The following is an 18,574-nucleotide window of genomic DNA, read 5'->3' as shown; positions in this document are numbered from 1 at the left end:
TATTCAAATGATATGCATTGAAAAAACTTGATTGTCAAATACAAGACGCCAGCGCATGGTCTGGAGCAAGAGGCCGGCTCGTCGGGAGCCGCCAGATCCCCCCAAGGATGATCCCCCCAGGAGTCGCACCGATGTCGGCAGTGATCGCGCAATGGCAGCAACCGCAACAGGAGCAACGTCAGCCGGGTGACGGCATCGAGCTCACGGCCAGCCTGGCCGGACAGGAGCAATTGCTGACCCCGGCCGCCCTCGAGTTCCTCGCCGGGCTGCACCGCCGTTTCGAGCCGGTGCGCCAGGCCCGCCTCGCCGCCCGCCGCGAGCGCCAGGCCTTCTTCGATGCCGGCGGCCTGCCGGACTTCCGCACCGACACCGCCGCGATCCGCGCCGGCCACTGGCGCGTCGCGCCGTTGCCGACCGCCTTGCTCGACCGCCGCGTCGAGATCACCGGTCCCTGCGATCCGAAGATGGTCATCAACGCCCTCAACTCGGGCGCCAAGGTCTACATGGCCGACTTCGAGGACAGCACTGCGCCGACCTGGGCCAACCTGCTGACCGGCCAGCGTGCGCTCAAGAAGGCGGTCGCCGGCACCCTCGACTGGATGGCACCGGACGGCTCCAAGCACTACACCCTCAAGCCCTTCGAGGAGCAGGCGGTGCTGATGGTGCGGCCGCGCGGCTGGCACCTCGACGAGAAGCACCTGCGCGTCGACGGCGCGCCGATCTCCGGCGGCTTGTTCGACCTGGGCCTGTTCGCCTTCCACAACGCCGCCGCGCTGGTCGCCAAGGACCGCGGCCCGTACTTCTACCTGCCCAAACTGCAGTCGATGGAAGAGGCGCAGCTGTGGAACGAGGTGCTCGACCACGTCGAGCGCGCGCTGGGCCTGGCTGCCGGCCAGATCAAGGTCACGGTGTTGATCGAGACCCTGCCGGCCGTGTTCGAGATGGACGAGATCCTGCACGCGCTGCGCAGCCGCATCGCCGGCCTCAACTGCGGCCGCTGGGACTACGTGTTCTCCTACCTCAAGACTTTCCGCGCGCACCGCGACAAGGTCCTGCCGGAGCGCGGCCAAGTCACCATGACCCAGCCGTTCCTGCGCGCTTATTCGGAACTGTTGATCCAGACCTGCCACAAGCGCGGCGCGCATGCGATGGGCGGCATGGCCGCGCAGATCCCGATCAGCGGCGACGAGGCCGCCAACGAAGCCGCGCTGGCCAAGGTGCGCGCCGACAAGCTGCGCGAAGTCACCGCCGGCCACGACGGCACCTGGGTCGCGCACCCGGCGCTGATTCCGCTGGCGATGCGCATCTTCGACGAGCGCATGCCGACCCCGCACCAGCAGCACGTGCTGCGCGACGACGTGCTGATCATCCGCGACGACCTGATCAAGCCCTCGTTCGGCACCATCACCCGCAGCGGTTTCGAAGGCAACGTCGAAGTCTGCGTGCGTTATCTGGCCGCCTGGCTCGAAGGCAACGGTTGCGTGCCGATCCACTGGCTGATGGAAGACGCCGCCACCGCCGAGATCGCCCGCACCCAGCTGTGGCAATGGCTGCACGCCGATGGCTTGTTCCTCGACGACGGCACGCCGCTCGATTTCGCCCTGCTCGAACGCGCCCTGATCGGCCTGCCGAGCAAGCTCGCCGACCGCATGAAGCTGCCGGGCGGCAGCAAGCTCGACGAAGCCATCGCGATGCTCGATGCACTGACCCACGCCGGCACGCTCGCGGAGTTCCTGACCCTGCCGGCTTACGAACGCATCGACTGACCCGCTGTGGGTAGGCGCGGCGCGAACCGCGAGCGTGGCACCGCAACCACGTCGGCCAACCCGAGGTCGCGGCTGGCGCCGCTCCTATCCACAAGCACACCACACCCCACGTCACACGACCCATACGTAAGGAATCGAAGTCATGAGCCACACCCTGCCGACCGCCGATCAACTCCGTAACGACTGGGTCACCAACCCGCGTTGGGCCGGCATCACCCGTCCGTATTCGGCCGAGGACGTGGTGCGCTTGCGCGGCACCGTGCCGGTCGAGCATTCGATCGCCAAGCTCGGCGCCAACAAGCTGTGGACGTCGCTGCACACCGAAGATTTCGTCAACGCGCTCGGCGCGCTGACCGGCAACCAGGCCATGCAGCAGGTCAAGGCCGGGCTCAAGGCGATCTATCTGTCGGGCTGGCAGGTCGCCGCCGACGCCAACATCGCCGGCGAGATGTACCCCGACCAGTCGCTGTACCCGGCCAACTCGGTGCCGCAGGTCGTGCGCCGCATCAACAACACCCTGCTGCGCGCCGACCAGATCCAGTGCTCGGAAGGCAGCGGCGACGTCGACTTCCTGCAGCCGATCGTGGCCGACGCCGAGGCCGGCTTCGGCGGCGTGCTCAATGCCTTCGAGCTGATGAAGGGCATGATCGAGGCCGGCGCTTCCGGCGTGCATTTCGAAGACCAGCTGGCTTCGGTGAAGAAGTGCGGCCACATGGGCGGCAAGGTGCTGGTGCCGACCCGCGAAGCGGTCGAGAAGCTGGTCGCCGCGCGCCTGGCCGCCGATGTCATGGGCGTGCCGACCCTGATCGTCGCGCGCACCGACGCCGAGGCAGCCGACCTGCTGACCGCCGACATCGACCCGAACGATCAGCCCTTCACCACCGGCGAGCGCACCGTCGAAGGCTTCTACAAGACCCGCAACGGTCTCGACCAGGCGATCAGCCGCGGCCTGGCCTATGCGCCCTATGCCGACCTGGTGTGGTGCGAAACCGGCAAGCCGGACCTGGAGTTCGCGCGCAAGTTCGCCGAGGCCATCCACGCCAAGTTCCCGGGCAAGCTGCTGGCCTACAACTGCTCGCCGAGCTTCAACTGGAAGAAGAACCTCGACGACGCCACCATCGCCAAGTTCCAGAAGGAAATCGCCCGCTACGGCTACAAGTTCCAGTTCATCACCCTGGCCGGCTTCCACAGCCTCAACTACGGCATGTTCAACCTCGCCCACGGCTATGCGCGCCGTCAGATGAGCGCGTTCGTGGAGCTGCAGGAAGCCGAGTTCGCCGCCGCCGAGAAGGGCTTCACCGCGGTCAAGCACCAGCGCGAGGTCGGCACCGGTTATTTCGACGCGGTGACGCAGACGATCCAGGGCAACCAGTCCTCGACCGTGGCGCTGAAGGGGTCGACCGAGGAAGAACAGTTCCACGACGACAGCAAGGCCGCCGCCTGAGCCGTCGTCCGCACGTCGCAAGGGGATAGGGACGAGGAAGGGCTCCGCAAGGGGCCCTTTTTCGTTGCGGCGAGCGACGGTCGGGAATGGGGAATAGGGAATAGCGCCGGGGAGGGCGTTCGGAGGTCGTGCCCGGCGAGCGTGCCGCATCCGGATCGCCGTAGCCCTGTTCAAGTGTGCGACGGTGGGCGCTAGCCCTCGGCGCCGGACCGTCGATGCGCTTGAGCGCTGGCGGGCACCCGGTCCGGGCGGGTCGAAGGCTACGCGGCCCATCACCATGAACAGGCCGCCGCGACTTCGTCCGGGCCGGCTCTTCCCGCGAAAAACGCAAGCTTTGCGCTGTTTCCTTCACGCAACACCTTGTCGCCGCGGCCACGCTATTGCAACGTAATGGCGGCGCAATGGTCCCCGGATGCCGGCGCGGGCTGGCCGTTTCGGCGGCAAACCCGCGTTAGCAGTTCAGACCAGATGCTATCCTGCTGGTGGAACCCCACAGGATGAGGGGTGTGGGGAGATCGGGATGAATCGCGACATGGCGGTGCCCTCGATGGGCCGCGAAACCGACAACTCGACGACGACCGCGGCGCCAACGGACGTGGCTATGGCCGTGCTGACGCCTGGCGAATTCGAGCTGTTCGCCGAGATCGGGCGGCCGCGCCGGGTCGAAGCCGGGCAGGTGCTGTTCCGCCGAGGCGAGCTCGGCACCACCATGTTCGTGATCGCGCGCGGCGCGATCGTCCTCGACTTCGGCGACGACCTGGTCACCAAGCGCCTGGGCGTGCGCGAGTTCTTCGGCGAGCTCGGCCTGCTGATCGGCGACCACGCCCGCAGCGCCGATGCGATCGCCGCCACCGACGGCCTGCTGGTCGAGCTGCGCCACGAAGAATTTCAAAGGCTGGTCGACCGCGACCCGTCCCTGGTCTCGTATTTCCTGCGCCGCGCGATCATGCGCGTGGTGCTTAACGAACAAAGCCTGATCCGGCGCCTGCGCCGTCGCAACCAGGACCTGGAAGCGGCGCTCGACAGCCTGTATGCGACGACCCATCAGCTCAACCAGACCGAAGAGCTGATCCGTACCGACGACCTGACCGGCCTGTACAACCGTCGCGGCCTGACCCTGCACCTGCAGGAAAGCCGCAGCGTCGGCATGCCCGACACCATGGGACTGATCCTGATCGACTGCGACCGCTTCAAGCAGGTCAACGACGATCACGGTCATCTGGTCGGCGACCGCGTGCTGCAGAGCGTCGCCAACATCCTGCGCTCGGTGGCCGGCCCCGAGGACATCGCCTGCCGGCTCGGCGGCGACGAATTCTGTCTGCTGGTCGCGGCCTCGACGCGCCAGGACGTGATGCGCTTCGCCGACTTCATCGTCTCGACCGTGCACGGCCTGCTGCTGATTCCGCAGTCGCCGCCGACCATCTGTCCGGTCAGCGTCGGCGCTTGTCTGGTCAGCGCGAAGCACGAATGGAATGACTGGTATGCGCACGCCGACGGCGCGCTGTACCAGGCCAAGCGGTTGGGCGGCAACCGCGTGCATTGGCAGGACGCGGAACTGACGTCGGCATGAGCCGCGTCGACAAGGATGCCGTCATGAACGACGCCCACCGACCCAACGCCGACGGGCCGCAATTGCGGACGTTGTTGCTGACCGACCTGTGCGATTCGACCACCCTGGTCGAACGCCTCGGCGACGGTCCGGCTGCGTCGCTGTTCCGCGAGCACGACCGCCTGGTGCTGCAGTTGCAGCAGCGTTGGCGCGGCCGCCTGATCGACCGCTCCGACGGTTTGCTGTTGCTGTTCGAGCGGCCCATCGACGGGCTGGGCTTCGCCCTCGACTATGCCCGCGGCCTGCGCGAACTCGGCGCGCCGCGCAAACTGACCCTGCAGGCCCGCGCCGGCCTGCACGTCGGCGAAGTGCTGACCTGGCGCAACAGCGACGAAGCGGTACAGGTCGGCGCCAAGCCGGTCGAAGTCGAAGGCCTGGCCAAGCCGATGGCGGGCCGGCTGATGGCGACCGCGCGTCCCGGCCAGATCCTGCTGTCGGCGATCGCCGAGCCGCTGGCGCACCGCGCCGCGCGCGAACTCGGCGAGCGCGGCCAGCAACTATTGTGGAAATCGCACGGCCGCTGGCGCTTCAAGGGCGTGCCCGAGCCGCAGGAAATCTACGAGGTCGGCGAGCCCGGCATCGCGCCCTTGCGCGCGCCGCCGAACGGGCCCAAGGCCTGGCGCGACATTCCCTTGTGGCGGCGTCCGGCCGCGCTCGCTGCCGAAGTCGCCTTGCTCGCGGTGATCGGCACCGGCGTGTGGTTCGCGACCCGGCCGCAGCCAGCGATCGCCTTCAACCAGCGCGACTGGGTGGTGGTCGGCGACCTGCGCAACCTGACCGGGCAGGCCGTGCTCGACGATTCGCTGGAGCAGGCCTTCCGCATCAGCCTGGAACAATCGCGCTACGTCAACGTGTTGTCCGACCTCAAGGCGCGCGACACCCTCGACCGCATGCAGCGCAAGGTCGACACCGTGCTCGACCGCGCGGTTGCCTCGGAGATCGCGTTGCGCGATGGCGCGCGCGCGGTGATCCTGCCGACGGTGGCCGAGGTCGGCGGGCGGGTGCGGGTCAGCGCCGAAGTGATCGACCCGCACACCCAGACCACGGTGTACGCCGAGTCGGCCGACGGCGTCGGCGCGGCCTCGGCGCTGACCTCGATCGACGAGGTCACCACCGCGCTGCGCGGCAAGCTCGGCGAAGCGCTCAAGAGCATCGACAAGGATTCCGAGCCGTTGCCGAAAGTCGCGACCGGCAACCTCGATGCGCTGCGCGCCTATGCGCTCGGCAGCAAGGCCTATGCGCATCGCGAGTTCGACGAGGCCCTGCAGTACTTCCAGCGCGCGGTCCAGATCGACCAGAAATTCGCCCTGGCGCACATGGGCATCATGCGCGTCTACGTCAGCAACGCCGACACCGACAGCGCAAGGCCCTACCTGGAGCGCGCGCAGGAACTGCGCGACCACCTGACTCCGCGAGAAGCCCTGTACCTCGACGCCTGGGCGGCCGAGTTCGGCCCGCAACCGTCGCTGCACGCGCCGGGCAAGTGGAAGCTGCTGGCGGGGGTGTATCCGGATTACTTCGCCGGGCGCTATCAGTACGCGTGGTCGGAGTTCCTCGCCAACCGCTTCGACAGCGCGCTGGCCGCGACCACCGCCGCGACCGCGCCGCAGGAGCCCTTGCGCAACGTCGCCTTCGAGCTCGCCGGGCGCATCCACTTGTCGCAGGAGCGCTATGCCAAGGCGCTGGATTCCTTCAAGCAGGCCGAACTCAGCGGCCATTACCCGCCGAACCGCCGCCATGCCTCGGCGCTGGCGGCGATGCGTCGCTTCGACGAGGCCAACCGCATCCTCGATTCGCTGACCGAGAAGGGCCGGTCCGTCAGCGGGCACCTGCCCGACCAATTCGAGCGCATCGCCGTGCCGCTGGACCAGGGCCAGTACGCCAAGGCCGCCGAGATCGCGCGCGAAGCGGCGCGGACTTCGCGCGGCGCCAGCATCCTGGTCCGGCATCCGTTGCGCTTCACCGAGTTGCTGGTGCGCAGCGTGTCCGGTAAAGACCAGCCGAGCTCGGCCGAGATCGAGTTGTTCGCCGACGCGGTGCTGACCGATGCCGGCAAACCCAACAGCGCCGACCACGACGATCTGGCCTTGAATGCGCTGGCCGCGGTGCGCCTGGCTCAACGCCAGGGCGACCGCGCCCTGGCCGAGCGCCTGTTGCCGCGCGTGATCAAGGCGGTCAACAGCAGCGGCAGCGGCCTGTCGCGCAAGTTGTTGCAGGTCGCGCGCGCCGAGCAACTGCGCCTGGCCGGTAAGCCCGAGGAGGCGATCCGCGAATTGCGCGGCCTCAGCGACGGCAGCGAACCTTTCCAGGCCCACGTCGCCTTGCGCGACGCCCTGCTCGCGGCCGGCCGCAAGGACGAGGCCGCGACCGAAACCCGTTGGATCGCCGCCCATCGTGGCCGCGCCTACGCCGATCCGGCTGGCGGCCAGGTGTATCTGGCGATGAACGTCGCCGATGCTTCGGCGGCGCAGCGCGACACGGCGAAAGCCGCCGTCGCCGTCGCCGCGGTCAAGCCGGGCGGCTGATCCGCATGGCGGTGCCGGCCTGAGCGGACGCGCAGGCCGGTCGTTTCGAACTGGTGCTCGGACTAGCGCTCCGAACCGCGTTTTCCGAACGGTTGCTTCGAACTGGTGCTCGCGACCGACAGGATCGGTCAGCGCGACGGCAGGCCCCCGCCTCCCGTCGCGCCTGCACTCAAGCCAGAGTGCCGCCCGAGCCGCCGCCGAGGCTGGCCTGCACCTGACCGACTTCGAGCATGAACACGACGGTGTGGGTGCCGGCCGCGGTCAGATTGCCGCGCAGTTCGTCGCGCGCAGCCTGCACTTCTTCCTTGCTGGCCAGCGAGTTGACCCGCAGGCAGCTGGCGCCGGCCAGCGCCGCCTGGGTCTGCTGCGGCGCGAGGCCGAGGCTCTTCTGCAATGCGGCGCCGGGGTCCTTGGCGAATTCAGTGCGGAACTTGTCGTCCGAGCTGAGCAGATCGAGCAGGCGGTCGGCGACCTCGGGTGCCAGCGGCGGGTGCCCGTTCTGTGGATTCTTATCGATAGACATCTGTTTCCCCTTGTGAAGACCCGTTGCGGGTCTGTCTGCGGCCGAATTTATCGCTGTTGGGGAGCGGCGAACAGCATCCGCTCACCCGCCTAGCACGCAAAAACGCCGAATCGCCGGCCATTCGCGCCTTCGCGCGATACCGTAGGCGCGTCCGGAGCCCCCTGCGCCGTACCTGTTCAGTTGCGATGCGCACGCTGGAACGGCAGTGCGGCGATGGGCATGATACGGAGCCCGCGTGACCGGCCGGCGGCGATCCGCTCGCCGCGCCGCGACCGTCGCCGCCGCCCAGGACTCTCGATGCGCATCCGCCGTTGCTCCGTGCTTTTCCTCGAGCCGCGCGAGCACGTGGCCTTCGATCTGGCGTCGCTGCTGTCCGGCGGCGCCGGCTTGTCGCGGCAATTGCGTTGGCTGGCGCTCGCCGCCCACCTCGACGGCGAGGTCGAAGTCGACGCCGTACAACGCGAACTGCTCGGGCGCCTGAGCCCGGGCGACTGGATCGAAGCCAGTGCGTTGAGCGCGGCCGATGCCTCGGTGCTGATGCCGTTGCTCGACGCCGGCCTGGTGGTGTGCGAGGCGGCCGATGCGGGCCCGCAGCGCATCGCTTACCGCGAGCGCGACGAACGACTGCGCAGCGGCCATTGGTTCGCACCGGCGGCGATGCTGCATCGTCTGGCGCGTTGGCAGGGGCTGGATGCCGTCGCTGCGATGGACGCCAACGAGCTGCATACCGCCGCCGACTTGCGCCGCAAACTCGGCGCGCCGCCAGCGCCGGTGTCCGAACGTTGCCCGCCCGAACAGCGCATCGCTCTGCCGCGCACCGACGGCAACGAGTTCGATGCCTTGCTCGCGCGCCGTTCCACCTGCCGCAATTTCGATGCCGAGCGCCCGCTATCGCGGGCCTTGTTCGCGCATATGCTGCAACGGGTGTTCGCCGCGCAGGCCTTGGTCAAGGTCGAGGACGACACCGTATTCCTCAAGAAGCACACGCCGTCCGGCGGCGGCCTGCACCCTACCGAGGCCTATCTGATCGTGCAGCGCGTCGACGGTGTCGAGCCGGGCCTGTATCACTACCACGCGATCGATCATGCGCTCGAACCCTTGCCGGCACCGCAGGCGCCGCTGCGCGAGTTCGCCTTGCGTGCGCTGGCCGGGCAGCACTGGTTCGCCGACGCGCCGGCGATGGCGGTGCTGACGCCGCGTTACGCGCGCAGCTTCTGGAAATACCGCCAGCACGCCAAGGCCTATCGCGCCCTGGTGCTCGACAGCGGCCATTTGTCGCAGACCCTGTATCTCAGCGCGACCGAACTCGGGCTCGGCGCGTTCGTGACTTCGGCGATCAACGAAGTCGACATCGAGCAAGCCTTCGGCCTCGACGCGCTCGCCGAAGGGCCGTTGGCGATCTGCGGTTTCGGTTGGCGCGGCCAGCGCATGGCCAATACCGAATTCGACCCGGCCGGCGCGGTCTGGGGCGCGAGCGCATCGCCCGGTCGATGAGGCGCTGCAACGCAGCGTGCCAATCGCCGTCGCGACGGTCTCAGCCGACCGGTGTCATCCTGGCGGCCTCGCATCCCCCCGATTGAGGCGCGACGCCATGTGGCCCGACCGTCGTATCCAGGACTTGTTCGGCATCCAATTGCCGATCGTGCAGGCGCCGATGGCCGGCCCGACCCTCGCCGACATGGTGATCGGCGCCGCCCAGGCCGGCGCGTTGGGTTCGTTGCCCTGCGCCCTGCTCAGCGTCGAGCAGGCGCACGAGCAATGCCGGCTGATCCGCGCCGCGACCGATCGGTCGCTTAATCTCAACTTCTTCTGCCATCGCCCGGCGCCCGCCGATGCCGCGCGCGAATCGGCCTGGCGCGAGCGCCTGGCGCCGTATTACCGCGAGTTGGGCCTCGACCCGGCGATGCCGGTACCGGCGTCGAACCGCACCCCATTCGGCGACGCTTACTGCGAACTGGTCGAAGAGGTGCGGCCGGAAGTGGTCAGCTTCCACTTCGGTCTGCCCGAGCCGCGCCTGCTCGATCGTGTCCGCGTCGCCGGTGCGCGCATCGTGTCCTCGGCGACCACAGTCAGTGAAGCGCGCTGGTTGGAAGCGCAGGGCTGCGACGCGATCATCGCCCAGGGCGCCGAAGCCGGCGGTCATCGCGGGCTGTTTCTCGGCGACGACCTCGAGGTCTCGACCCAGGTCGGTCTGTTCGCATTGTTGCCGCAGGTGGTCGATGCGGTGCGGGTGCCGGTGATCGCCGCCGGCGCCATCGCCGATGCGCGCGGCATCGTCGCTGCGTTCGCGCTCGGCGCCGCCGCGGTGCAGATCGGCACCGCCTATCTGTTCTGTCCGGAGGCGAAACTGTCGCCGCTGCATCGGCAGGCCTTGGTTGAAGCGCGCGACGACCAGACCGCGCTGACCAATCTGTTCACCGGGCGTCCGGCGCGCAGCATCGTCAACCGCCTGATGCGCGAAGTCGGGCCGATGTCGGCGCTGGCGCCGGCGTTCCCGCTCGCCGGCGGCGCGCTCGCGCCGCTGCGCGCGCAGGCCGAGGCGGCCGGCGCCGCCGATTTCATGTCGTTGTGGTCGGGGCAGGCGGCGCGCCTGGGCCGCGAACTGTCGACCTACGAACTGACCCGGACCCTCGCCGAGGAAACCCTGGCGCGGTTGCGGCGCTGAGCGCCGGCGTCGGCGCGACGTGCCGCGCTCGTTGCGAATTGAGACTTAATGCGGCTTCTCGCGCCTGTTTGCGCAAGCGGCGCGACTGCTAAGCTCGGCACGACCGCCGGACGGCGACGTCATGTCAGGCGCAAGCCGGCAGGCGTCGTGGCCTTCCGGGCTGCGATGCCGGCGGCCGAATTCCGCAGGTCGTTCCGTCGTCGTCCACCGATCGCTGCGGACCGGCATGGGGCTGAGTTTTTCCCGGGGCTGATCGAAGCTGCAGGGGAACGCGACGGGCGTGCGCACGATACCGGCGCATGCCGACGCTGGCGTTCGCCTCGTGCCGGGATCGGATAAGGATGGTCTGATGCGTTTGTCGTGTTCTGCCTCGCGCCTGAACCGCGAAGCCGAAGTGAGCACCGGATCGAAGCGCCACCGCGCTTGGGCGATGTGGGCCCTGCTGCTGGTGTGCGAGTGGTCGTGGGCGCAGGGCGTGTTGGTCGGTTGTCCGGGCGCCATGCCGGCGCGTGCGCTGCCGGAACCGGCGCTGTGCCTGCAACGGGCGAAGCTGGCGCCGGCGCAGGCCGCGGGCGAGAGCGGGGCCAAGGCCTTGTTCGCGCAAGCCAAGACCCAACTCGATGCCGGCCATATCGAGGACGCCGAGCGCTCGCTCGATTGCGCCGAGGCGGTCATCGGCGGCGAGGGCGATGCCGCCCTGCGCTACGAACTGGAGCGGCGGCGCGGCATCCTCGACTTCCGCCGCGAGTGGATCCCGCAGGCGCTGGCGCGGTTCGAGTGCGCGGCCAGCCTGTCGAGCGCGCTCGACGATTCGGCCGCGACCGCGCGCGACCTCAGCAACGTCGGCGCTGCGCTGCGCCGTCTCGGCGACTTCCGCGGCGCCTTGCGCAGCCTGACCGCCAGCCTCGACCTGCAGCGCAAGCGCGGCGAGGTGTCCGGCGCAGTCTTGAACAACATCGCCGACGTCTACCGCGAACTGCGCGAGACCGATACCGCGATGCGCTATTACCGCGAGGCCTTGGCTTCGTATCGGGCCAAGGGCGAGCCGGTCGAGGCCGCGCACGTGCTGGAGACGATGGCCGAGCTGGCGCTCGACAGCGGCGATGCGCCGCAGGCCTCGGCCTGGTTGCAGGAGGCGCTGAGCGTATACCGCGCCGGCGGCAACCGCGTTTACGAATTGCGCGTGCACGATGGCCTGACCCGGGTGGCCTTGGCGCAGGGCGACCTGGCCCAGGCGCAGCGTTGGAGCGCGGCCGCCCTGGCCCTGTCCGATACCTGGAAGCTGCCATTGCCGCCGGCGCTGCAGCTGCAGATCGCCCGCACCGCGCAGTTGTCCGGGGCGACCGCCGCGGCGACCACGCGCTTGCGCGAAGCTCTGGCGACGATGCCCGAAGGCGACCCGATGCGGGTGCCGCTGCTGCAGGAACTGGCCACCGCGCAGGAACGCGCCGGCGATGCGCCGGCCGCCAACGCCACCTTGCGCGATGCCTACGGCAAGGCGATCGCGCTGGCGCACGCCCAACACGACCGCCAACTGGACTGGTTGCGGGTCCGTTTCGAGTCGGCCGAGCAGCAACGCACCATCGCCGCGCTCGAAAGCGAAAACCGCCTGCGCAGCGCGCAGTTCCGCCAGCGCACCCTGCTGTTGGGCTTCGCCGCGGCGCTGGCGGTCGCGGTGTTGCTCGGCTTCTTGCTGTTGCAGCAGCGCCGGCATCAGCGCGCGCGTTTGCGCGAGGAGGCGCAGCGGGTGCGTCACGAAGAGGAACTCGCCCGTTACCGGCGCGAAGCGGATGCCTTGGCCGAAGACCGCAGTCTGTTGCAGGGCTTGCTCGACAGCCGCGACGAGCCGTTGTGCCTGCTCGACGCCGAAGGCCAGGTGCTGGCGGCGAACCGCGCCGGCCGGCTTTGGCTCGGGGCGCGCGAGGACGAGGTCCTGGTCGGGCAGCCGGTCTCGGCCTTCGTCGGCGAAGCCGGTCGCGCCGCCCTGGCCTCGGCGCTGGAGCGCATGGAAGACAGCGCCGCGCAACGCGTGCAGATCGCCGCGCGCGAGGGCGCGCCCCTGGTCGCGACACTCGAACCCTGGGCGGGTGGCGACGGCTTGATCCTGCTCGCTCCGCACGACCGCGAAGCCGCCGCGCCGCCGGCGCCTTCGCTGTCGCCGGTCGAGATCGCAGCCGAGCCGGCCGATGCCAGCGCCGAGCCGTCGGTGCGCGACGGTTTCCGCCGCAGCCTGGTCGAACTGATGCTGGCCTCGATCGAGGCCTGGGAACGCACCACCGGCACCAGCCGCCTGGAGTTCGCCGAGAAAAGCCGGATCTGGCGGGTCAACATCGACGACGGCCGGTTACGCGCGCGCGCCCTGGAGCGCTATCTCACCGTCGCCAAGTTGCCGCGCAACCCGCGCTGGCGCGACGTGCTGCGCTCGGCCTATTTCGTGCTCGGCCGTTGCGACGGCTTGGCGCCGGAAACCCGCGTTTCGCTGCAGCACTGCGTCGATGCGGTACTGGCCTACACCCGGCGAGACGCCCTGGTCTGACCGACGCGACGTTCCCTGTCGCGTCGTTCAGTGGGTCGAACGCGGCGCCACTCAACGGGTACTCAGGGTTTGGGCGGGCAGACCGCGCAGGCGCCGCTCAGGCCCTGCTCGAGCCGATAGCGCTCGTGGTGGCTGCCGTCCAGGTATTCCTTGGGGCCGAGCACGAACGGCACGGCGTCCTTCAGCGGCGCGACGATCTTGCAGTAGCTGACGATGGTTGCGGTGGCCGTGGCCCAGTCGTCGTCTTTCTCGACGATGCCGCACTTGTTCATCAGCTCGTGCAGTTGCGGGCCGTCGAATTCGAACTTGGCGACGATCTTCGGCGTCTCCTTTTCCTTGATGCACCAGTCCGCCGGCACGACCTCGTGGGCCCGGCCGGCAAGCGGCGCCGCGAGCAGGGCGCCGAACGCGAGGGAGACGACTGCGCGGGACAGGGACATGGGCGATCCGAGGAAGAAGGGCGTGTCTCCAGAGTAGGTGCAGCGGCGCGGCGGACGCCAGTTCGGTCGCGGGTATAAAACGGGAATCAATTCGCCTAAGGCCTTGTTTCTTATGGCGTCGCGCCTTCGCTGCGCTCGGCGCCGGACGGCGCCATGCCTTGCGAAAGCGCCGCTGCCTGCGCCGCAGCCGGGTCTCGCCGCGCTTTCGACCCGCCTTGCGCCCGGCATGGCCCGGCTTCGTCCTTGGCCGCGGCGGCGGCGCTGCCTAGCTTGGATTCGGCGCCACACCAGCGCCGAGACGCCGGGGAACGGGTGCCGCTTCCCCAGGCGTCGAGTCCAAGGACGGCACTCCAGTCCGTATCGCCCCTCCGAATCCATCACCTCGCAAGGAATCGCCAATGAAGTCGAAGTCTCTCGCCGCCGCAGTCGTCCTGCTGTTGGGCAGCACCTACGGTGCATCGGCATTCGCCGCCAGCAACCCGGTCGACACGGCCGGCATCCAGCACAACATGTACCTGGGCTGCCTGCTCGACACTGGAGCGACCCAAGCCACCTCGTTGGCCTACGTGGTCGACAAGTGCGGTTTCGACGCCGGCATGTCGACCGAACAGTTCGTCAAGGCCAACCAGCCGATCCTCGAGATCGAACCGACCCTGCCGCTGGCGCAGAAGATGGCCTCGCAGCGCGCTCGTTACAGCGCCTACGAGTTCTCCTTCTTCGAGCGCATCGACCAGGTCGTCGCCAAGGCCGCGGACCTCGACCAGGCCGACGCCATGTTCGCCGAGCTGGAAGCCGAAGCCATCGCCCAACTCGACGCCAAGTCGCGCAACGGCAAGACCATCCTCGGCGGGCTCAGCGTCGCCCGTCATTCCAGCCAGTTCTGGGCCAAGCACGTGGCCGAGACCGGCGGCGTGTCCAGCACCGGCAAGCGCCGCTGGTGGCACTGGGTGATCATCGTGGCGGTCGACGTCGGCGGTTACCTGCTGTCGGAGAACGTCGGCACCGCGGCCAGCGCCTCCAGCACGGCCAACGACATTCTGACCCCGTAAGCAAGGCTCGGCTTCGACCGAGCGCGGGCGATACATGGCCCCGTCGGTTGCCGCGAGCCGACATCGAAGGACGAAACCAGCCCGGCTGCAGGATGCGGCCGGGCTGTTTCGTTTGCGGGCCGGATGGACGAGCACCCCGAATCGGGTCGGCATCGCGCTGCTGCGAGCGCCGGTGCGGCCTTGACCGCGCGGGCGCGCCGGTCATCGCCCAGCGCTTGAGCCCCCGCGGTGCGGCGTGGCAGGATCGCGCGGGTGAACGGCAGGCCGCAGCGACACGGCCGTGCACGAGTTCGCGCCCGCGGGACGCGTCGCGATAGATGTCGCCATGGATTCGGTTCGCGGCAGTCGTTACAGCGCGCGGGCCGATGCGGCGCCCGCCGCCATCGGCAAGCCACGGCGCTGGGGACCCGGGGATCCTGCCGTGCGGGGAGGCCGGCGACCCAATCGATCAGGAATCGAGAAGCGCCGAACGCGACCCGCGCCTAGCATGACAGCACGTACCCCAACCCACAGGACGACTGCCATGAACATCAGCATCCACGCGTGCTTCCTCCCGCATAACGACGCGGACGCGGCAATGACTTTCTACCGCGACACCCTCGGCTTCGAAGTGCGCAAGGACGTCGCTTACGGCGGCATGCGCTGGATCACCGTCGGCCCGGCCGGCCAGCCGGCGACCTCGATCGTGCTGCATCCGCCCGCCGCCAGCCCGGGCATCACCGACGAGGAGCGCCGCACCATTGCCGAAATGATGGCCAAGGGCACCTACGGCATCATCACCCTGGCCACGCCCGATCTCGACGCCACTTTCGCGCGGCTCGAATCCGCCGGCACCGAAATCGTCCAGGAGCCGATCGATCAGCCCTACGGCGTTCGCGACTGCGCGGTGCGCGACCCCTCCGGCAATCTGATCCGCATCAACCAACTGCGCTGAGCCGCCGAGCGAATGCCGTCATGACCCGCAGCGACGTCGCCGGCACGGCCACCGACCTCGCTAGCGGTGCGGCGCCGGCCTCGTCTTGGCCGGCGCCGGCGCCAACGCGACGGAGCCGGTCGTCGATCTCGATCGCTCGGCATGGCCGTCGATCCCCGTCACACGCTTCCACCACCGACTGAGCGCGTCCGCCCGGCAACCCGCCGGGGCCGGGTGGCCGGTCTTCGCAGGAGGTCCTCGTGAACTGGAACAAATGGATTCGGCAGATCCACCGTTGGCTATCGATGATCTTTACGGTGACCGTGATCGCGACTTTCATCGCCCTCGCGCAGGAAAAGCCCATCGTCTGGGTATCCTACGTGCCGCTGGCGCCGCTCGCCTTGTTGCTGCTGTCCGGGCTGTATCTGTTCGCGCTGCCGTATGCGAGCAAGTGGTTCGGCAAACGCGGCGGCGCAAGCGGGCCGTAAACCGCGCGCTCGCCGCGCATCGCCTCCTTGTATGGTGGCTGCCCCTGCCGGCGGCCGCATCGATTCGCCGCAATATCGCCGCCGCATCGCCGCAACCGCGGCGATGCGGCGGGCAATGCATCCAGCGATGAACCCCACGAGCCCGACCGCGCCGACGCAGACCGCGCAGGCGTTCCGCCCCACCGATGGAGACACGATGAGCAAGGCCACGAGGAAGAACACGCAGTCGTCCGCGCCGCACGCCGCCGACCGCCATGACCTGATCCGCGTGCAGGGTGCGCGCGTGAACAACCTCAAGGACCTCAGCGTCGAGTTGCCGAAGCGCCGCCTGACCGTGTTCACCGGTGTGTCCGGGTCCGGCAAGAGCTCGCTGGTGTTCGGCACCATCGCCGCCGAATCGCAGCGGCTGATCAACGAGACCTACAGTTCCTTCGTGCAGGGTTTCATGCCATCGATGGCGCGGCCGGAGGTCGACGTGCTCGACGGCCTGACCACGGCGATCATCGTCGACCAGGAACGCATGGGCGCCAACGCCCGCTCCACCGTCGGCACCGCCACCGATGCCAATGCGATGCTGCGCATCCTGTTCAGCCGCCTCGGCAAGCCGCACATCGGTTCGCCCAACGCCTACTCCTTCAACGTCGCCTCGGTGCAGGCGGTCGGCGCGATCACGGTCAAGGGCGAGACCAAGCGCCAGACCTTCAACCGCACCGGCGGCATGTGCCCGCGTTGCGAAGGCATGGGCCGGATCTCCGACATCGACCTGACTCAGTTGTACGACGACAGCAAGTCGATCAACGACGGCGCGATCACCATCCCGGGCTACAGCATGGACGGTTGGTACGGCCGCATCTACAACGGTTGCGGTTTCTTCGACCCGGACAAGCCGATCCGCAAATTCAACAAGAAAGAACTGCACGATCTGCTGCACAAGGAGCCGACCAAGATCAAGGTCGACGGCATCAACCTGACCTACGCCGGCTTGATTCCGCAGATCCAGAAGTCGTTCCTGTCCAAGGACGTCGATGCCCTGCAGCCGCACATCCGCGCCTTCGTCGAACGCGCGACCACCTTCAGCGCCTGTCCCGACTGCGGCGGCACCCGCCTCAGCGAAGCGGCGCGCTCGTCGAAGATCGGCAAGATCAACATCGCCGACGCCTGCGCGATGCAGATCAGCGACCTCGCCGACTGGGTGCGCGGGCTCAAGGAGCCCTCGGTCGCGCCCTTGCTCGCCAAGCTGCTGCACACCCTGGATTCGTTCGTCGAAATCGGGCTGGGTTATCTGTCGTTGGAACGGCCGTCGGGCACCTTGTCGGGCGGCGAAGCGCAACGCACCAAGATGATCCGCCACCTCGGCTCGTCGCTGACCGACGTCACCTATGTCTTCGACGAACCGACCATCGGCCTGCACCCGCACGACATCCAGCGCATGAACGAGTTGCTGCTGCAACTGCGCGACAAGGGCAATACCGTGCTGGTGGTCGAGCACAAGCCAGAAGCGATCGCGATCGCCGACCACGTCGTCGACCTCGGCCCCGGCGCCGGCTCGGCCGGCGGCACGGTCTGCTACGAGGGTACCGTCGAAGGCCTGCGCGCCAGCGACACCCTGACCGGCCGCCACCTCGACGACCGCGCCTCGCTCAAGCCGAGCGTGCGCAAGGCCAAGGGCCAGCTGAAGATCCGCGGCGCCAGCAAGCACAACCTGCGCAAGGTCGATGTGGATATTCCGCTCGGCGTGCTGTGCGTGATCACCGGCGTGGCGGGTTCGGGCAAGAGTTCGCTGGTGCACGGCTCGCTGCCGGCCGACGAGACGGTGGTGTCGGTCGACCAGGGTGCGATCCGCGGCTCGCGCCGCAGCAACCCGGCCACCTACACCGATCTGCTCGAACCGATCCGCAAGGCCTTCGCCAAGGCCAACGGGGTCAAGCCGGCCTTGTTCAGCGCCAACTCCGAAGGCGCCTGCCCGACCTGCAACGGCGCCGGCGTGATCTACACCGACCTGGCGACGATGGCCGGCGTGGCGACCACCTGCGAGGATTGCGAGGGCAAGCGCTTCGAGGCCTCGGTGCTGAAGTACAAATTCGGCGGCCGCGACATCAGCGAAGTGCTGGCGATGCCGGTCAGCGAGGCCGAAGCCTTCTTCGGCGCCGGCAAGGCGCACACCCCGGCCGCGCACGCCATCCTGCAGCGGCTGGTGGATGTCGGTCTGGGCTACCTCAGCCTGGGCCAGCCGCTCACCACCTTGTCGGGCGGCGAGCGCCAGCGCCTCAAGCTCGCCACCCACATGGCCGAGAAGGGCGGTATCTACATACTCGACGAACCGACCACCGGCCTGCACCTGGCCGACGTCGAACAACTGCTCGGCCTGCTCGACCGCCTGGTCGACTCCGGCAAGTCGGTGATCGTGATCGAGCACCACCAGGCGGTGATGGCCCACGCCGACTGGATCATCGACCTCGGCCCCGGCGCCGGCCACGACGGCGGCCGCGTCGTCTTCGAGGGCACCCCGGCCGAGCTGGTCAAGGCCAAGTCCACGTTGACCGGCAAGCATCTCGCGCAGTACGTCGGCGCTCCGGCGAAGTCGTCGAAGAAGTCCTAGGAGGGTTGGCTCGGATC

The 18,574-nt window shown here is 68.7% G+C and carries 13 protein-coding genes; 11 read left to right on the top strand and 2 right to left on the bottom strand.

What is annotated here, in order from left to right; all coding sequences use genetic code 11:
- The first annotated feature begins 131 nt into the window (after positions 1–131).
- The 4 genes from aceB (at position 132) to EX88_RS0107365 (ending at position 7,344) form a co-directional block, all read left to right on the top strand.
- Complete coding sequence (aceB, locus tag EX88_RS0107380) at positions 132–1,766, top strand: malate synthase A (protein ID WP_031371357.1); 1,635 nt, start codon at positions 132–134, stop codon at positions 1,764–1,766.
- A 142-nt stretch (positions 1,767–1,908) separates the two neighbouring features.
- A complete protein-coding gene (gene aceA, locus EX88_RS0107375) occupies positions 1,909–3,210 on the top strand; it encodes an isocitrate lyase (protein WP_031371356.1) in 1,302 nt (433 codons plus the stop codon).
- A 547-nt stretch (positions 3,211–3,757) separates the two neighbouring features.
- On the top strand, positions 3,758–4,780 hold the full coding sequence (locus EX88_RS0107370) for a GGDEF domain-containing protein (RefSeq protein WP_430536897.1): 1,023 nt from the start codon (positions 3,758–3,760) through the stop codon (positions 4,778–4,780).
- Positions 4,781–4,803: 23 nt separating this feature from the next.
- On the top strand, positions 4,804–7,344 hold the full coding sequence (locus EX88_RS0107365; RefSeq protein ID WP_036148280.1) for a putative peptide modification system cyclase: 2,541 nt from the start codon (positions 4,804–4,806) through the stop codon (positions 7,342–7,344).
- A gap of 169 nt (positions 7,345–7,513) precedes the next feature.
- Here the strand turns inward: EX88_RS0107365 and EX88_RS0107360 are convergent, their stop codons facing one another.
- A complete protein-coding gene (locus tag EX88_RS0107360) occupies positions 7,514–7,867 on the bottom strand; it encodes an NHLP-related RiPP peptide (RefSeq protein WP_031371353.1) in 354 nt (117 codons plus the stop codon).
- Positions 7,868–8,164: 297 nt separating this feature from the next.
- Here EX88_RS0107360 and EX88_RS0107355 point away from each other — a divergent pair, with 297 nt between their 5' ends.
- The 3 genes from EX88_RS0107355 (at position 8,165) to EX88_RS0107345 (ending at position 13,068) form a co-directional block, all read left to right on the top strand.
- Positions 8,165–9,361: a putative peptide maturation dehydrogenase gene (locus EX88_RS0107355; RefSeq protein WP_031371352.1), complete on the top strand. Its 1,197-nt coding sequence runs from the start codon at positions 8,165–8,167 to the stop codon at positions 9,359–9,361.
- Positions 9,362–9,458: 97 nt separating this feature from the next.
- Positions 9,459–10,532 (top strand): NAD(P)H-dependent flavin oxidoreductase, encoded by a 1,074-nt coding sequence (locus EX88_RS0107350; protein WP_031371351.1) that lies wholly within the window; start codon positions 9,459–9,461, stop codon positions 10,530–10,532.
- A gap of 349 nt (positions 10,533–10,881) precedes the next feature.
- A complete protein-coding gene (locus EX88_RS0107345; RefSeq protein ID WP_031371350.1) occupies positions 10,882–13,068 on the top strand; it encodes a tetratricopeptide repeat protein in 2,187 nt (728 codons plus the stop codon).
- Between the two features lie 62 nt (positions 13,069–13,130).
- Here EX88_RS0107345 and EX88_RS0107340 read toward each other — a convergent pair whose 3' ends face one another.
- On the bottom strand, positions 13,131–13,508 hold the full coding sequence (locus EX88_RS0107340) for a hypothetical protein (RefSeq protein WP_031371349.1): 378 nt from the start codon (positions 13,506–13,508) through the stop codon (positions 13,131–13,133).
- Positions 13,509–13,906: 398 nt separating this feature from the next.
- On the opposite strand from EX88_RS0107340, the gene EX88_RS0107335 reads away from it, so the two are divergent.
- The 4 genes from EX88_RS0107335 (at position 13,907) to EX88_RS0107320 (ending at position 18,557) form a co-directional block, all read left to right on the top strand.
- Positions 13,907–14,557 carry a hypothetical protein gene (locus tag EX88_RS0107335; protein WP_031371348.1) on the top strand — a complete coding sequence of 217 codons (651 nt, stop codon included), beginning with the start codon at positions 13,907–13,909 and terminating at the stop codon, positions 14,555–14,557.
- Between the two features lie 487 nt (positions 14,558–15,044).
- Positions 15,045–15,491 carry a VOC family protein gene (locus EX88_RS0107330; protein WP_318025801.1) on the top strand — a complete coding sequence of 149 codons (447 nt, stop codon included), beginning with the start codon at positions 15,045–15,047 and terminating at the stop codon, positions 15,489–15,491.
- A gap of 239 nt (positions 15,492–15,730) precedes the next feature.
- Entirely contained in the window at positions 15,731–15,958 is a 228-nt protein-coding gene (locus EX88_RS0107325) for a hypothetical protein (RefSeq protein WP_031371346.1), read from the top strand.
- A gap of 127 nt (positions 15,959–16,085) precedes the next feature.
- On the top strand, positions 16,086–18,557 hold the full coding sequence (locus EX88_RS0107320; RefSeq protein WP_235186213.1) for an ATP-binding cassette domain-containing protein: 2,472 nt from the start codon (positions 16,086–16,088) through the stop codon (positions 18,555–18,557).
- Positions 18,558–18,574: the final 17 nt, after the last annotated feature.

The organism is Lysobacter antibioticus (genome assembly GCF_000731095.1).
Lineage (GTDB): Bacteria > Pseudomonadota > Gammaproteobacteria > Xanthomonadales > Xanthomonadaceae > Lysobacter > Lysobacter antibioticus_B.
This window is presented reverse-complemented; position numbering and strand designations above follow the sequence as displayed.

What these genes read in the sequence shown, in the direction of transcription:
- aceB (WP_031371357.1), top strand. Translation starts at nt 132, where the DNA reads ATGTCGGCAGTGATCGCGCAATGGCAGCAACCGCAACAGGAGCAACGT.
- aceA (WP_031371356.1), top strand. Translation starts at nt 1,909, where the DNA reads ATGAGCCACACCCTGCCGACCGCCGATCAACTCCGTAACGACTGGGTC.
- EX88_RS0107370 (WP_430536897.1), top strand. Translation starts at nt 3,758, where the DNA reads ATGGGCCGCGAAACCGACAACTCGACGACGACCGCGGCGCCAACGGAC.
- EX88_RS0107365 (WP_036148280.1), top strand. Translation starts at nt 4,804, where the DNA reads ATGAACGACGCCCACCGACCCAACGCCGACGGGCCGCAATTGCGGACG.
- EX88_RS0107360 (WP_031371353.1), bottom strand. Translation starts at nt 7,867, where the DNA reads ATGTCTATCGATAAGAATCCACAGAACGGGCACCCGCCGCTGGCACCC.
- EX88_RS0107355 (WP_031371352.1), top strand. Translation starts at nt 8,165, where the DNA reads ATGCGCATCCGCCGTTGCTCCGTGCTTTTCCTCGAGCCGCGCGAGCAC.
- EX88_RS0107350 (WP_031371351.1), top strand. Translation starts at nt 9,459, where the DNA reads ATGTGGCCCGACCGTCGTATCCAGGACTTGTTCGGCATCCAATTGCCG.
- EX88_RS0107345 (WP_031371350.1), top strand. Translation starts at nt 10,882, where the DNA reads ATGCGTTTGTCGTGTTCTGCCTCGCGCCTGAACCGCGAAGCCGAAGTG.
- EX88_RS0107340 (WP_031371349.1), bottom strand. Translation starts at nt 13,508, where the DNA reads ATGTCCCTGTCCCGCGCAGTCGTCTCCCTCGCGTTCGGCGCCCTGCTC.
- EX88_RS0107335 (WP_031371348.1), top strand. Translation starts at nt 13,907, where the DNA reads ATGAAGTCGAAGTCTCTCGCCGCCGCAGTCGTCCTGCTGTTGGGCAGC.
- EX88_RS0107330 (WP_318025801.1), top strand. Translation starts at nt 15,045, where the DNA reads ATGACAGCACGTACCCCAACCCACAGGACGACTGCCATGAACATCAGC.
- EX88_RS0107320 (WP_235186213.1), top strand. Translation starts at nt 16,086, where the DNA reads ATGAACCCCACGAGCCCGACCGCGCCGACGCAGACCGCGCAGGCGTTC.